Source organism: Mesorhizobium sp. M0317, from assembly GCF_040321555.1.
Lineage (GTDB): Bacteria > Pseudomonadota > Alphaproteobacteria > Rhizobiales > Rhizobiaceae > Mesorhizobium.
In genome coordinates, this window is record NZ_JAMYRV010000011.1 from 38,552 (window position 1) to 53,345 (window position 14,794).

The window sequence follows — 14,794 nt, forward strand, 5'->3', positions numbered from 1 at the left end:
AGCAATGCCGCGCCCTGCGTCAAATCCGCAAAATCGACCGGTTTTATCTGGCCGCCGCTTGCGCCTTCCTGGCTTCCTTCATGTTGGGCAGGAACACCGTCAGCAGGCCGAGCAGCGGCAGATACGAGCAGATCTGGAAGACGAAATCGATGCCCTTCATGTCGGCGACGACGCCGAGCACGGCGGCTGCAATGCCGCCCATGCCGAAGGCGAAGCCGAAGAAGATCCCGGCGATGGTGCCGACACGTCCCGGCACCAACTCCTGCGCAAACACGACGATGTTGGAGAAGGCCGAGGACAGGATCAGGCCGATCAGCACCGTCAGCACCATCGTCCATTCGAAATTGGCGTAGGGCAGCGCCAGCGTGAACGGCAGCACGCCGACGATCGAGAACCAGATCATCGCCTTCTGGCCGTAGCGGTCGCCGAACGGTCCGCCGAGCAGGATGCCCAGCGCCGAGGCGCCGAGGAACAGGAACAGCATGACCTGGCTCATCTGCACCGACACGCCGAACTTATGGATGGAATAAAAGGTGTAGTAGCTGGAGAGCGAGGCGATGTAGGCGTTCTTGGTCAGCACCAGCAGCGTCAGCACCGCCAGCGCTCCCATCACCTTCTTGCGCGGGAAGGGGGAGACGAAGCTTGCCGCCTTGCGATTGCCCTGCGCGGCGCGCATCCGGCTGTACCAGCCGCCGACCCGCGACAAAACGATGATGCCGGTCAGAGACCCGACGGCGAACCATGAAATGCTGGTCTGGCCGAAGGGCACAACGATGAAGGCAGCGAGCAGCGGCCCCATCGACTGGCCGAAATTGCCGCCGACCTGGAACAAAGATTGCGCCAGGCCAAAGCGGCCGCCGGAGGCAAAGCGGGCAATGCGCGAGGATTCCGGATGGAAGATCGCCGAGCCGATTCCGATCAGCGAGGCGCCGACCAGAAGCAGCGCATAGTGGCCGGCATAGGCCAGAACGATCAGGCCAATCAGCGAGGACGCCATGCCGTAGGGCAGCGAATAGGGCATTGGCCGCTTGTCGGTGATCATGCCGATGACCGGCTGCAGCAGCGACGCCGTGACCTGGAAGGTGAAGGTCAGAAGACCGATCTGCCAGAAATCGAGACCGTAATTCTCTTTCAGCAGCGGATAGATCGCCGGCAGCAGCGATTGCATGATGTCGTTGATGCCGTGGCAAAAGCTCACCGCCAGGATGACGGTGAAGGCGGTCGCCTGGGCTGAAGGGAGGCTGGCGCTTGGCTGCGGTGCAATGCTGGTGGCTGTCGTATCGGTCAAGGCAGGCTCCGAGGTCTTTTTGGCGGGTGTTTGCCCGCGGGCAGGCTTGGCGGCCGCTCCCGCGGACCGCCTTAAGGACGCTCGTCTGAAGCGCTTGGGCGACGCCCCTACGGATCGCCTTGGGGACGACTGCCTTATAAGCCGCTTGCCGGGCGACTTCTTTCGTGGTTTGGTCCAATAGTTTCGCAAGTGGGCCATAGCCGATGCCACATGGCAAGGATATCTTCCGCGCCGGCAATGCCGATCTCGGCCGATTGCATGAAAGCCGCTGGCAGTGGCTGGAGGAGGTTTCCGGGCCGGCGGTGGCTTTGCCGACCGAATACCCCGACGGTTATCTCGTGCCGCAACACCGCCACAGCCGCAGCCAGCTGCTGCATGCGCTGGTCGGTGTCGTGCTGGTGACGACCAGGTACGGGCGCTGGATGGTGCCGCCCGACCACGCAATGTGGATACCGGCCGGCACCGAGCATTCCGTCGAAATGCTGGGCGATGTCTCGATGCGCTCGGTCTATGTCATGCCGGGCGCGATCCCCCGCCTGCCGGTAGGCTTGCGCGTCGTCGGCATCACCGAGCTGATGCACAGCCTGATCGTCGAATCGGAAAAGCTGCCGCAAGGCGGCGAACTGGAAGGCCGCGGCGGGCTGATCATGAACCTGTTGCTGCACGAGATTCCGACCTTGCCGGAACGGCCGCTCGGGCTGCCGTTCCCGTCCGACCCGAAGCTGGCGGCGCTCTGCCGACGCTTTGTCGCGGCACCTTCGCCGCACGCCACGATCGACGAGTGGGCGGATGCCGCAGGCATGAGCCGCCGTTCGTTCACCCGCGCCTTCCAGCGCCAGACCGGCCTGTCGCTGTCGACTTGGCGCCAGCAGGCCTGCCTGTTTGCGGCCCTGCCTAGGCTCGCCGATGGCGAGCCGATCACCAGGGTGGCGCTCGACCTCGGTTATGACAGCGTGCCGGCATTCATAACCATGTTCAAGCGCATGCTCGGCGCCTCGCCGCGCGGCTATATGCGCGGCGCCCGCGACGAAGGCATGCGGCGGGCTCAGCCTCGACTTGAGGCCCCGGCGCCGTAGCGCCCGGAAAAGCCCGCAGCACTTGTCGTAGGCCCTAGTCCAGCTGAACGCCGCTGGCCTTGACGATCGGTTCCCATTTGGCGAGTTCGGCCTTCACATGCGCTCCAAGCTCTTCGGGGGTGGAGGCCACGATCGAGGCGCTGAACTGGGCCATGCGGGCGATCACATCAGGGTCTTTCAGGGCTTCAACTGCCGCCTTCTGAAGAACGGCGACGACCTCCGGCGGCGTGCCTGCGGGCGCGAACAGAGCGTTCCAGCTGTAGGTTTCATAGCCGGGAATGGTTTCGGCAATGGCCGGTATGTCGGGGAAGGAGGGAACGCGTTCCTTGGTGGTAACGCCGAGAGCCCTCAGCGTCCCGCTCTTGATATGGCCCGATGAAGAGGGGAGGTTGTCGAACATCATCGGCACCTGATTGCCGATGACGTCGTTCAAGGCCGGTCCGGCGCCCTTGTAGGGAATGTGCTGCATACTGACGCCGGCCATCGTCTTGAAAAGCTCGCCGGAGAGATGGAGCGGGGTGCCATTGCCTGATGAGGCGTAGGCATATTTGTCCGGGTCCTTCTTCAGCATCTCGATCAGTTCCTTGACGTCCTTGGCAGGGAATTCAGGGTTCACGACCAGGACGTTTGGCACCAGCACGAGCAACGATATCGGCGCAAAATCCTTCTCCGCATCGTAGGGCTTTGTCTTCAGGATCAGCGGGTTGAGCGCGTGGGTTGCGACCGTGCCCATCAGGATCGTGTAGCCGTCCGGTTCGGCTCGGGCGACCTGGGCAGCGCCGATGCTGCCCCCGGCGCCGCCGACATTTTCGACGACAATCTGCTGGCCCAGCTTTTCGGACATCTTGTTGGCGACTAGGCGCGCGACCAGATCCGTCGAGCCACCGGCGGAAAAGGGGACAACCATGGTGATGGTCCGGTCCGGAAAATCGGCGGCCCAGGCCGCCGGTACTGAAAGGGTGGCTGCAATGGAAACCGCGAGCCCGAGCAAAGTCCTACGCCGCATCTGCTACTCCTCCGTTGGTTGGAGGGGCAGTATGGCCATGGTGAACTCCTCGCACAATGCAACCATGGACTGACTGCCCGCCTCAGGAGATCGGGCTTGACACCGATGCTTCGGTTGGCGTGCGCGAGAACGCCTCACCCCTCAGTTCAATCAGCCTTGGTCCAGCTGAAAACAAGCCATTTGTATCGTGACGTCTCTTCAGGCTCGGCCGTGTAGGTCATCTGCATGTCGCCGCCCTCGGTGTAGATGTCGAGCCTGGGTGCCGTGTCCAGTTCGAGCCACACGGAATCGTTCTTGAACGACCATGTCCCGCACCAGACGCAAGGCCCCGATGCCGGGTCACCCGGTTGGTGAAAATTGTAGCGGCCGTCCGCCGTGATCTCCAGATAGTCGAAGGCGCCATAAAAGGCGGTCACAGTCTGCTGAAATTCGGTCGCAGCCGCTTCCTGGTCGGGCTTCGCCGGCTCTTTCAGATCACGCGGTGGCCGGATTGCGGACCCTGCGATGCTCCATTTGCCGATGAAATCCTTTTCGGTGGGAAGATATTCCGTTTGCGCCTGCGCGGTCGAAACCGGAGCGATTGTCGGCGCATAGGCCGCGCTGGCGATGCCGATTGCGAGAAGCATTCCTGCGATGCCTGCAGCCTTGATTCGATTGCGCATCAGCTGGCTCCTTTCACGACGGTTTGGGGCAGATTCCAAAAACGAGATTACCCCCGAGCCAGGCCCGGGGGCACGCTTTTGGGCAACATGGATTAATCGAACAGGCTCGACACGGACTCTTCGGTCGCTGTGCGCGAAATCGCCTCGCCCATCAGGTCGGCGATGGAGATGACGCGGATATTCGGGGCGTCGAGCACGCCTTGCGTCGGCTGGATGGAATCGGTGATCACCAGTTCCTGCAGCTTCGAGCCGCTGATGCGGGCGACCGCACCGCCCGACAGCACGCCGTGGGTGATATAGGCGGTGACGCTGGTAGCGCCGTTGGCGAGCAGCGCATCGGCGGCGTTGCACAGCGTGCCGCCGGAATCGACGATGTCGTCGATCAGCAGGCAATCCTTGCCGGCGACCGCGCCGATGATGTTCATCACTTCGGATTCACCGGGACGTTCGCGGCGCTTGTCGACGATGGCCAGTTGTGCGTCGAAGCGTTTGGCGAGCGCGCGGGCGCGCACCACGCCGCCGATGTCGGGCGAGACGACGACGACATTGGCAAGCTGTTTGTATTTTGCCTTCACGTCACGGGCCATCACCGGCACCGAGAACAGATTGTCGGTCGGAATGTCGAAAAAACCCTGGATCTGGCCGGCATGGAGGTCGAGCGTCAAGACGCGGTCGACGCCGGCGCGGGTGATCATGTTGGCGACCAGCTTCGCCGAGATCGGTGTGCGGCCCGAGGCCCGGCGATCCTGCCTGGCGTAACCGAAATATGGGATGACCGCGGTGATGCGCTTGGCCGAGGAGCGCATGAAGGCATCGATCATGATGAGCAGTTCCATCAGATGATCGTTGGTCGGGAACGAGGTCGACTGCAGGATGAAGACATCCTCGCCGCGCACGTTTTCCTGGATTTCGACGAAGATTTCCTGATCGGCGAAGCGTCTGACGCTGGCCTTGCCCAGCGGGACATTGAGATAGCGGGCGACCGCTTCGGCCAGCACCCGGTTGGAATTGCCCGCGAAAAGCTTCATGCACCGTTCCTGGCGAAGGATGGGGAGGTCCTCTTAATCGGGCTTGTAGCGAGCCGTGCCGGTATTGCAAGCCTCGTTGACGGGAATCCGCCGGCTAATCTCAAAACGTCAACAGTGAACGGAAGCCGGTAACAGGCGGATCAGCCGGCGCTGCCGCCGAGCCAGGCCGCGAACTGGTCGATCGTCTGGTCGGCGACCGCCTGCATGGTAGCGGGTGCAACCGCGGGCCAGCCTTCGGCGGCATTGACCGAGGGCGCCTTCTGCTGGCCATTGATGCGGTGTAGCCGGTTGCCGGCGGGGTCATAGACGTCCCAGACATAGATAACGGTGGTGTCCTTGCCTTCCGTCATCGTCGAGAAGTAGCCCTTCAGCACATGGGTGGCGGCTTGGTCGGCGCTGCCGGCGAGGGTGATGCCGCGCTGCTTGGCGCGTGTCTGCAGTTCGGCCGTCAGCGGCGTTGCCGCTTCCACCGAGGCGCCGACGATCGGCGCGATCTGCAGCCGGGTCTTCGACAAAGCGGCGGCGCTCTGCGCGGGGTTGGCGGGTGTCGTGGCGCCGACGGCCGGCGCTGGTGTGGCGGCGGGCGCGATGCCCGGGGCAGCCAAGGGCTGAGCCGAGGCTGCCGGCGGCGTGATGGCGGACGGCTCAAGGACGTCCTTGGCGTTGGTGCAAGCGGCTAGCACAAGCGCTGCGAGCAATGACACGGTCGTCACATGCGATCGTCTCATCTGCCCGAAAACTCCTTAGTCGTGAACGCCCCCGCGTGGACCAACCATTATGGATTCACTGTACGATCAAGTCGAGATCATGGCGTGAAAGCGGCTTCGGCTGGGATTCGGTGGTCAGGTAGGTGCGGCCAAGCGTCATCGCCGTCTCGGTTTCGGAGTCCATGATGATCATGTGCGCGAACAATGTCATGTTGGGCGCGATCGGCTCGGGATTGCCCTGGTAGAACATCGGCATGTCCATCCAGGACGGGGTGAAGCGGGCGCCGACGGAATAGCCGCAGGCGTTCAACCGATGCTTGGTCAGGCTGTGCGCCTCCAGCGTGCGGGCATGCGCGTCGAAGACGTCGCCGAAGGTGTTGCCGGGCGTCATCGCCTTCTCGACCGCCAGAAGAGCCGCGCGGGCGGCGTCGAACAGCTCCTGATGGCGCTTCGACGCCTTGCCGGTCAGCACGGTGCGCATCATCGGCGCGTGATAGTGATGGAACACGCCGGCCCATTCGAGCGTCAGCTGATCGTTCTTGGTCAGCTTGCGGCGCCCGGCCTTGTAGCGGCAGAGCAGCGCGTCGATGCCCGAGCCGATGATGAATTCATTCGCCGGATAGTCGCCGCCGCCGGCAAACACCGCGCCCTGCATGGCGGCAAGGATCAGAGCTTCGTCGCCGCCCTGCTTGATCAGCGGCAGGGCCGCGTCGAGCGCGTCGTCGGAAAGGTTGGCGGCCTTTTCGGCCTTGGCGATTTCAGCCGGGCTCTTGAACAGGCGCAGACGGCCGACAATACCGGAGGCGTCGGCGATCTGGCCGAAGGTCTGCAGCTGCTCGTCGACGCGGCGGCCATTGAAGGCGGTCAGGCCATGGGTGTCGTATTCGACGCCGATGCGGGCGCCGAGGAGATTGAGGTCGTTGAGCAGGTTGCGCAGGTCGATCGCCGGGTTGGCGCCGTCGCGGTCGGTCCACAGCACGATGTTGTCGATGATCGAGGTGTGGCGCGCCTGGCGCAAATCGGCCGAGCGGGTGAGCAGCACCATCGAGCCGTCAGCCTTCACAACCAGGCACTGGAAGAAACAGAAGCCGAACGTGTCGTAGCCGGTTAGCCAGTACATGCTCTCCTGGGCGAAAAGCAGTACAGCATCGAGCTTCTTTTCCGTCATCTCGATCATCAACCGGTCACGCCGGGCGTCAAATTCCGACCGTTCGAAATGCAGCGCCATTATCCGTTCTCCAAAACAATTGCCGAAACCTGCCGACCATAGTCCGGTTCCTTGCGATGCGTCGCGCGCCGGTAGGAAAAGAAGAGATCCTCCTCGGCATAGGTGCAGCGGCCAAGCCCCTCGGCGGTCACGCCAGCCTTCTTCAGCCGGTCGACCGTATAGAGGTTGAGATCGAACATTGCATGCGCCGGATTGGCCGAAGGCGCGAAATAGCCGATGTTTTCGGCATCGGCTTCGACGAAACGGGCGACGAATTCCGGCCCGACCTCGTAATTGTCGGGGCCGATCGAAGGACCGAGAACCGCAATGATGCGCTCACGGCGGGCGCCAAGGCTTTCCATCGCGGCAATGGTGTTTTCAAGCACGCCGGTAAAAGCGCCCTTCCAGCCGGCATGCGCTGCGCCAATGATGCGCGCTTGAGCATCGGCGAACAGCACGGGGCCGCAATCGGCCGTCGAGGCGCCGATGGCGATGCCCGGCCGGTCGGTGACGATGGCGTCGGCGTTGGGCCGCGGGCCGGGAAAGGGTTCCCTGGCAATAACGACATCGGGCGAGTGGACCTGATGCGCGGTCAGGAGATGGCTGGCCGGCACGCCCATCCAGGCAGCGACGCGGCGGCGGTTCTCGGCGACCAGCATCTGATCGTCATCCGAGCCGGTGCCGATGTTAAGTCCCTGATAGATGCCGCCGGAGACGCCGCCGATACGGGTGAAATAGCCATGGCGGATACCTTGCGGCTTGGCCGCTTCCAGCAGCGGCGAGCGAACAGGATCCGGTTTGGTCTGATTCAGCATGGATGGGTTTGTTGTCCGTGCCAGCGTTTTCGTCAAGGCGAAGTTCGGCCGAGTGATTGCGACAGTGCTGCCGCGTCGACTTTGCATTGGCCAAAAGCAGGCATGCGACCATAGGCGGCGTCGCGGGACGGCTTGTAACGATCTCTGAGGGTCAGACTGGCTGATGCGGCAGGATTTTCAGGATTTTGAACAGCGTGCCCATGCCGTCGGGGCCGGCCAGGCGCTCGACGGCATCGGCAATGGTTTGTCGTGCCTCTTGGCTTGCCTGGCTGCCCAACTGGCCAGCTCGCTCAAGCAATCCCATGCCAAGCAGAAAGTCGCCCTGCGTCGCCAATTCCACATCGAGGCCATGCGCCCGCACGACGGCGGCCAGTGCCGCGAAGTCGACATGGGCGGTGAGATCGGCTTCGCCGGGATTGGCTAGCACATCTTCGGGGGCGTGCCTGCGCACGGCCTGCAATGTGTCGCCGAAACCGGGCTGGAGATGGCCGTAATCAGGGAACAGCCCGGCGCCGCCGTGGTCGGCTATGCGTTCGGCAATGGTCGCCATCAGTGCCGCGCGGGCCGGTGCTATTTCGAAAATAGAGCCTTGTGGCGCCTCGGCGGCGTCTTCCGGCAGCAGCGTCGCCTCGACCGAGCCGGCGCCGGCGAAGAAGCTCAACTCGTCTGAGACATCGAGGCCGATCACCCGTTCGCGCCAGCCGGCGCCGGCGCGGATGAACTGGCGGATCGGCACGGCATCGAACAATTCGTTGCCGACGATCAGCAATGGCGCCTGCGCTAGCGTGGCGATGGTTTCGTGCCAGCCGAGCTCAACCGAACTTTCGGCAAGCGTCTGTTTCTGGATTTCGGTTAGCCGCGGGCTGGTCTCGACCAGAGCGAAGGACGCTCCGGCGGCGATAGCCGGATCGAGCCGCGTCAGGGTGCGAAGCATGTCCTTCATCAGCGTGCCGCGGCCGGGCCCGATCTCCGCGATGGTGGCCGGCAGCGGTCGGCCGATCGCCAGCCAGGCCTGATAGAGCCAGACGGCGACGAGTTCGCCGAACATCTGGCTGATCTCGGGTGCGGTGACGAAGTCGCCGGCGGCGCCGAACGGCTCGCGCGTGGTGTAGTAGCCGTCGCTGGGATCGAACAGGCAGAGCGCCATGTACTCGTTGACGGGGAGGGGGCCGAGCGCGCCGATCAGGTCGACGATGCGGGTCTTCAGCCGTGTCATGCCGGCTGTGGTTGCGGCGCCGGTTTGGCTGTGGCCATCGCCCAGATGCCGGCCAGCACCATCGGCAGCGACCGCACCATGCCCATGGTGAGCCAGCCGCCGAGGAGGTAGCCGAGCTGCTGGTCGGGCTCGCGGAAGAACTCGACGAAGATGCGTGACAGGCCGTAGCCGCAAATGAAGGCGCCGCCGACAAAGCGCGGCGTCTTCAGCTTCAGCCGCGAATGGGTGAGGAAGCGCAGGACCAGGAACAGCACCGCGCCCTCGAGCAGCGCTTCGTAGAGCTGGCTCGGATGGCGAGGCTCCAGGCCCGCGACACAACCCACCACGGTCTGCTGGAGACGCTCGTTGCAGAAGACGACGCCCCACGACACGTCGGTCACGCGACCCCAGAGTTCGGCATTGACGAAGTTCGCGATGCGGACGAGGCCGAGCCCGACCGGCACGCCGGCTGCCACCACGTCGAACAGCGTCCAGGTGCGGATGCCGCGCTTGAGGGAAAACAGCGTCATGGCGAGGATGACGCCAAGCAGGCCGCCATGGAACGACATGCCGCCCTGCCAGACGGCGAAGATGTCGAGCGGGTGGTCGATATAGCGCTTTAAATCGTAGAAAAGCACATAGCCGGTGCGTCCGCCGAGCACGACGCCGACGGCGGCCCAGACGATGAAATCGTCGAGGTCGATCGGCTTCATCGGCAAGACGCCATCAGGCCACAGCCTTGTGTTGGTCACGAGCCGCTTGGCGTACCACCAGGCGAACAGGATTCCGACGATATAGCCGATGCCGTACCAGTGCACAGCCAGCGGGCCGATCTGAACCAGGATCGGGTCGATGTTGGGGAAGGACAGCGACGCCATCGGCAGCGGGAAATAGTCGTTCAACAGGATCTCCTGGGAGGGCTCGCGTTAGGGCGCGGACCATGCGGCAGGGTTTTGGCGGGGTCAAGGCAAGGTGACGACAGCCTGATCGTCAGAGATAATGGGCTCAACCCTGCGGCTTGCCGGCGACCAATTGCCTGAGCGCATCGTTGATCCTGTCTTGCCAGCCGGGGCCATCTTCCTGGAAATGGTCGAGCACGGCGCGATCGATCCTGATCGAGACAAGCTCGCGAACGTTTGGTGCGGCGGAGGGTTCGCGAATGGGAGGCGCGGGTTTCTTGACCGGCTTGAAGGCCGCTTCAGCGGCTTCCATCGGATTGGTCGGTCGGCGCGGGGGCGTTGCCATTGGTTGATCCTGAATGAGAGTGACTCTTGCCTGGAGCAAGTCGTGAGGAAAACTAGGCCGCTGGTCTGTGAAGACCAGTAACTTCACTTGGTTCTCTCTGACGTTGCCCTGTATTTGGCTTCAAGCCTGTCCAGCACCTCGTCGCCAGGCTAGACCCGGCCCGCACTGGCATCCGAAATGCCCTTTGCGAGTGCTGCATCGAGTGCTGCAAAGCGCTTCTCCAAGTCCGCACTGTCCGTCACGGCAACCGTCGTTCCAAGAATCCATTTGCGATAATAGCAATCTGTCGGCCGGACCGTGAGCCAAATCGCGTCCGACATGAAGCCGCACCAGCTTCAACGTTCTTGCATTCCGCAGGCAGTGCCACTACGTCAATTCGAGCAAGCGAGGATTTGCCATGTCAACCGGACCGAACCGCATTCTCGATGAATTCGCCAAGCTGATGACCGATGCCGCGGGTGCCGCACAAGGCGTGCGCCGCGAGGTGGAGACTGCCTTCAAGGGGCAGGCGGAGCGCATCCTCAACACCATGGATGTGGTGCAGCGCGAGGAGTTCGAGGCTGCCCGCGACATGGCTGCAAAGGCCCGCGAAGAAAACACCAGGCTGGCCGCCCGCATCGATGCGCTCGAGGCCAGGCTTGCCGAATTGACCGGACAGGCCGCACCTGTGGCTGCGGCAAAGCCCAAAGCAAAAAAATAAAATTTGAACTTTTCCACAAAGCACAATCCGAAAAAATGCTTTGCCGTGAATCGTTTACCGGCAATGCATGAATCTTTGTGACAGCGCCTTTCCACATGCTGATGACGCAGTGCGAAAAATTAGGCTGTTCACGCGACTCCCGATCAATAGACTGAATTTGTTGTATGATTCGGAGCAGGGTCATGCGGCCGGGCGGTGGGGTCCGGTCCGGGGTGTTTGTGTCGTGAAGTCCTGGCCGTCCGAGTTCAAGACAAGATTGTTCGTCGTGTGTGCCCCGGAGCGTGTGGCGCTCCCCTGAACACAGGAAGCATTCCATGGAACTTCTCGAACTCGAATTCTCCCGCGAAATCCATCCGGTGGATGTCATCGAGCAGGTCGCCCATAACAATGACTGGTCCTTCGAACGGGCCGGCGATGACGAAATCTCGATCTCGGTTGCCGGCAGCTGGACCGATTATCACGTCTCCTTCTCGTGGATGGAGGACTTCGAGGCGCTGCATCTGGCCTGTGCTTTCGACATCAAGGTGCCGGAAGCCCGCGCGCTGGAAGTGATGCGGCTTTTGTCGCTGATCAACGAGCAGATGCTGTTTGGCCATTTCGATCTCTGGGAGCAGGAGGGCGCGATCATGTTTCGCCAGTCACTGCTGCTCGCCGGCGGGGTCGAACCGTCGAGCCAGCAGGTCGAGGTGCTTTTGTCGTCGGCGCTTGAAGCCTGCGAATGCTATTTCCAGGCCTTCCAGTTCGTTGTCTGGTCGGGAACCTCGGCCAAGGATGCGCTGGCCGGTGTCCTGTTCGAGACCTATGGCAACGCTTGAGCTTCCATGAGTTCGAGCAGCGCGCGCAAGCCCGAGATCAGCTTTGCCGATTTTGATCGTGTCGACATCCGTGCCGGCACGATCGTCGAGGCCGAGCCTTTCCCCGAGGCGCGCAAACCCGCCTTCAAGCTGAAGATCGATTTCGGCCCTGAGATCGGCGTGAAGAAATCCTCGGCACAGATCACGAAATACTATGCGCCGGAAACGCTGGTGGGACGGCAGGTGTTTGCGGTGGTGAATTTCCCGCCGCGCCAGATCGGTCCGTTCATGTCGGAAGTGCTCACGCTCGGCTTCCCTGATGAGGAAGGCGCCGTGGTCCTTGGCGCCATCGAGCGCAAGGTGCCGGACGGCGGCAGGTTGTTTTAGGAAGATTGCGTCAGGCGGCCAGCTTGCGCCTTGTGCTCAGCGCCTCTTCGACCGTGTCCATGAACATTTCGGCGCAGGCTTTCCAACTGTAGCGCATGGCGCGTTCGCGCGCCTCGGCGCGGTCGACATTGAGCGCGGCGAGCGAGGCCTCGCGCAGATCGGTCGACACCGCGCCGCCGATGCCGTCGCCGACAATGTCGATCGGTCCGGTGACCGGATAGGCGGCCACCGGCGTGCCGCTGGCCAGCGCCTCGATGATGACGTTGCCGAACGTGTCGGTGCGGCTGGGGAAAACGAAAACATCAGCCGAGGCGTAGATCTCGGCCAGCTCATCGTTCGGGCGATGGCCGAGGAAGTGCGCCTGCGGGTACTTCGCCCTGAGCCTTGCCAGTTCCGGTCCTTCGCCGACGATCACCTTGCTGCCGGGCAGGTCGAGATCGAGGAAGGCGCTCAGGTTCTTCTCGATGGCGACGCGGCCGACGCACAGGAATACCGGGCCGGGAAAGCCGAGGTCCTTCTTCTTGTCCGGGCGGAAGTGATCGGTGTCGACGCCCCGCGTCCACGGCCTGAGCTTGGTGAAGCCTCGCGAGGCAAGGTCCTCCGCCAGCGACTGGGTGGCGACCAGCGTGCCTTGTCCCGAATTGTGGAAATCACGCAGCCAGCGATAGGCCCAGCTCTCCGGCACCGGCAGGCGGGCGCTGAGATATTCGGGAAAGCGGGTGTGATAGCTGGTGGTAAAGGGACGGCCAGCATTGCGGCAATAGCGCCGCGCCATGATGCCGAGCGGGCCTTCGGTGACGATATGGATATGGTCGGCCTTGCGAGCCTCGATCAGCCGCGCGACATGACCGGGCGTGGTCAGCGCCAGCCTGATGTCGGGGTAGGTCGGCAACGGCAAGGTGCGAAAGATGTTCGGGGTCAGGAAGTCGACCGCAACGTCGAAGGTTTTCAGCGTTTCGGTGAGCCGCTCCAGCGTGTGGACGACGCCGTTGACTTGCGGCCGCCAGGCGTCGGTGACCATCAGGATGCGCATGGCGGTCCTTTGCTCGGGTCGACGGTTGCCTTGATGCGATAGCGGTACGGCCCGGCTGCCCTCGCTTCGCTCCACCGCACCCGGGCAGGCACGAGGTCGAAGTAAGGCGGCTGAGCCGAATCAACTGAGGTCGCGCGCTTCATGCGCGCTCTTGACCATGGTTTCATGACGGGCGGATGAAGGTGGTTTTTGGCCGAGCCCGCCTTCCAGATCATGCTTTGGTCAGGCGGGCACCTTGATCACCGCCCGCAGGCCGCCGAGCGGGCTGTCTTCCAGCATGATGTCGCCGCCATGGCTGCGGGCAATATCGCGGGCGATAGAGAGACCAAGGCCGGTGCCGCTGGCGTCGAGGTTGCGCGCCTCGTCGAGCCGCACGAACGGTTTGAACACGTCCTCGCGCTTTTCCGGCGGGATGCCCGGACCGTCATCGTCGATGGTGACGACGAGTGAGCCGCGGCCGTGATCGGCGCTGATCTCCACCGTCTTGGCATAGCGCAAGGCATTGCCGGCGACGTTGGACAACAGCCGGGCGAAAGCGTGCGGGCGCACATGCACGTCCGGATCACCGGCAAGCACGGTCGATAGCTTGCGCTTGTGCAGCGACGCCTCCTCGCCGAGCTTTTGGAAATAGGCCTCGAGATCGAAATGGCCGGCATCTTCCGACGCTTCGCCGCGGGCAAAGGCGATATAGCCTTCCAGCATCGACTGCATGTCGTCGATGTCCTGGTTGAGCGCGGCCTTGGTCTCGGGCTTGCCGCCGGCCAGCGCCAGCTGCAGCTTGAAGCGGGTGAGGATGGTTCTGAGATCGTGGCTGACGCCGGTCAGCATGGCGGTGCGCTGTTCCAGCTGGCGTTCGATGCGCTCGCGCATCTGGATGAAGGCAAAGCCGGCCCGGCGAACCTCCTCGGCGCCGCGTGGGCGGAAATCGCGCGGCATCGGCCGGCCCTTGCCGAAGCTTTCGGCGGCCTCGGCCAGAGACAGGATCGGCCGGATCTGGTTGCGAAGGAAGGGGATGGCAATCGTCAGCAGCACCAGTGACGTCCCGACCATCCAGATCAGGAAGATGTGGGTGTTGGAGGCATAGGCCTGGCTGCGGCGCACGAAGACGCGCAGCACCTTGCCCTCGAGCTGGATGCGGACCTCGACGATGTTGGAATTGCCGACCGTGTCGATCCAGAACGGGCGGTTGATCTGGCGGGTGATCTCGGTGGAAAGGACGTCGTCAAGGATCGAGAAGAAGGGCTTGGGTCCAGGCGCCGGCAACGGGTCGGGCGGCAAGAGGTCGACCTTCAACTGCATGCGGTCCTGGGCGATGCGGATGATGTTCGCGTAGTCGCCATCGTGCGGATAGGTCTCGATCATGTCGATGATCGCGGCGATGTCGCGCACGGTGGCCTGCGACAGGCGCTGCGTCACGGTTGCCCAGTGGCGTTCCATGAAGTCGAAGGCGACGACCGACTGCAGAAGGATCATCGGCGCGATGACGATGATCAGCGAGCGAGCATAAAGCCGCTTGGGCATATAGAACGCAACCAGCCGCCAGAACCGCTTCCAGGCACGCGGCATTGCTTTCAGCGCGCGTGATACGCGCGCGCCAAAGCCGCCTTGTTCCGGCCGTTCCAGTTGCGTGGTCGCCATTTGTCCTTTCGCT

17 protein-coding genes are annotated in these 14,794 nt (G+C 63.2%); 4 read left to right on the forward strand and 13 right to left on the reverse strand.

The genetic code is table 11. The annotated features are described in order from the left end of the window. Positions 1 to 43 precede the first annotated feature (43 nt). Positions 44 to 1,288 carry an MFS transporter gene (locus NKI88_RS10920; protein WP_023744301.1) on the reverse strand — a complete coding sequence of 415 codons (1,245 nt, stop codon included), beginning with the start codon at positions 1,286 to 1,288 and terminating at the stop codon, positions 44 to 46. Between the two features lie 203 nt (positions 1,289 to 1,491). Here NKI88_RS10920 and NKI88_RS10925 point away from each other — a divergent pair, with 203 nt between their 5' ends. Next, a complete protein-coding gene (locus tag NKI88_RS10925) occupies positions 1,492 to 2,364 on the forward strand; it encodes an AraC family transcriptional regulator (protein WP_352655077.1) in 873 nt (290 codons plus the stop codon). Positions 2,365 to 2,398: 34 nt separating this feature from the next. Here NKI88_RS10925 and NKI88_RS10930 read toward each other — a convergent pair whose 3' ends face one another. From NKI88_RS10930 to NKI88_RS10975, 10 genes are all read right to left on the reverse strand, one after another. Further along, positions 2,399 to 3,370 (reverse strand): Bug family tripartite tricarboxylate transporter substrate binding protein, encoded by a 972-nt coding sequence (locus NKI88_RS10930; protein WP_352655079.1) that lies wholly within the window; start codon positions 3,368 to 3,370, stop codon positions 2,399 to 2,401. A gap of 146 nt (positions 3,371 to 3,516) precedes the next feature. Continuing rightward, positions 3,517 to 4,032, reverse strand: coding sequence for a hypothetical protein (locus NKI88_RS10935; protein WP_023670049.1), 516 nt, complete (start codon positions 4,030 to 4,032; stop codon positions 3,517 to 3,519). A gap of 92 nt (positions 4,033 to 4,124) precedes the next feature. After that, complete coding sequence (locus NKI88_RS10940; RefSeq protein WP_023686119.1) at positions 4,125 to 5,060, reverse strand: ribose-phosphate pyrophosphokinase; 936 nt, start codon at positions 5,058 to 5,060, stop codon at positions 4,125 to 4,127. A 140-nt stretch (positions 5,061 to 5,200) separates the two neighbouring features. Then, the gene (locus tag NKI88_RS10945) at positions 5,201 to 5,788 is read right to left on the reverse strand and encodes a hypothetical protein (protein ID WP_023695795.1); all 588 of its coding nucleotides are present in this window, start codon (positions 5,786 to 5,788) and stop codon (positions 5,201 to 5,203) included. A 55-nt stretch (positions 5,789 to 5,843) separates the two neighbouring features. After that, a complete protein-coding gene (locus NKI88_RS10950; RefSeq protein WP_023672036.1) occupies positions 5,844 to 6,995 on the reverse strand; it encodes a M24 family metallopeptidase in 1,152 nt (383 codons plus the stop codon). Continuing rightward, complete coding sequence (pgeF, locus tag NKI88_RS10955) at positions 6,995 to 7,789, reverse strand: peptidoglycan editing factor PgeF (protein ID WP_352655082.1); 795 nt, start codon at positions 7,787 to 7,789, stop codon at positions 6,995 to 6,997. Before pgeF ends, NKI88_RS10950 begins: the two co-directional genes overlap by 1 nt. A 151-nt stretch (positions 7,790 to 7,940) precedes the next feature. Beyond that, complete coding sequence (locus NKI88_RS10960) at positions 7,941 to 9,005, reverse strand: class I SAM-dependent methyltransferase (protein ID WP_352655085.1); 1,065 nt, start codon at positions 9,003 to 9,005, stop codon at positions 7,941 to 7,943. Continuing rightward, entirely contained in the window at positions 9,002 to 9,886 is an 885-nt protein-coding gene (gene lgt / locus NKI88_RS10965; RefSeq protein ID WP_352655087.1) for a prolipoprotein diacylglyceryl transferase, read from the reverse strand. The genes NKI88_RS10960 and lgt overlap by 4 nt, the downstream gene beginning before the upstream one ends. A gap of 103 nt (positions 9,887 to 9,989) precedes the next feature. Continuing rightward, entirely contained in the window at positions 9,990 to 10,229 is a 240-nt protein-coding gene (locus NKI88_RS10970) for a BrnA antitoxin family protein (protein ID WP_023683720.1), read from the reverse strand. A 149-nt stretch (positions 10,230 to 10,378) separates the two neighbouring features. Beyond that, a complete protein-coding gene (locus NKI88_RS10975) occupies positions 10,379 to 10,549 on the reverse strand; it encodes a hypothetical protein (RefSeq protein WP_023683721.1) in 171 nt (56 codons plus the stop codon). A 77-nt stretch (positions 10,550 to 10,626) separates the two neighbouring features. Here NKI88_RS10975 and NKI88_RS10980 point away from each other — a divergent pair, with 77 nt between their 5' ends. From NKI88_RS10980 to NKI88_RS10990, 3 genes are all read left to right on the forward strand, one after another. Beyond that, positions 10,627 to 10,929 (forward strand): accessory factor UbiK family protein, encoded by a 303-nt coding sequence (locus NKI88_RS10980; protein ID WP_023672029.1) that lies wholly within the window; start codon positions 10,627 to 10,629, stop codon positions 10,927 to 10,929. Between the two features lie 314 nt (positions 10,930 to 11,243). Further along, positions 11,244 to 11,744, forward strand: a complete 501-nt coding sequence (locus tag NKI88_RS10985; protein WP_006202532.1) for a type III secretion system chaperone family protein — start codon at positions 11,244 to 11,246, stop codon at positions 11,742 to 11,744. A 6-nt stretch (positions 11,745 to 11,750) separates the two neighbouring features. Next, a complete protein-coding gene (locus NKI88_RS10990) occupies positions 11,751 to 12,110 on the forward strand; it encodes a tRNA-binding protein (RefSeq protein ID WP_023672028.1) in 360 nt (119 codons plus the stop codon). 10 nt (positions 12,111 to 12,120) lie between these two features. Here the strand turns inward: NKI88_RS10990 and NKI88_RS10995 are convergent, their stop codons facing one another. Further along, positions 12,121 to 13,143: a glycosyltransferase family 4 protein gene (locus tag NKI88_RS10995; protein WP_023683722.1), complete on the reverse strand. Its 1,023-nt coding sequence runs from the start codon at positions 13,141 to 13,143 to the stop codon at positions 12,121 to 12,123. Positions 13,144 to 13,365: 222 nt separating this feature from the next. Further along, positions 13,366 to 14,781: an ATP-binding protein gene (locus NKI88_RS11000; RefSeq protein WP_023672026.1), complete on the reverse strand. Its 1,416-nt coding sequence runs from the start codon at positions 14,779 to 14,781 to the stop codon at positions 13,366 to 13,368. Positions 14,782 to 14,794 lie beyond the last annotated feature (13 nt).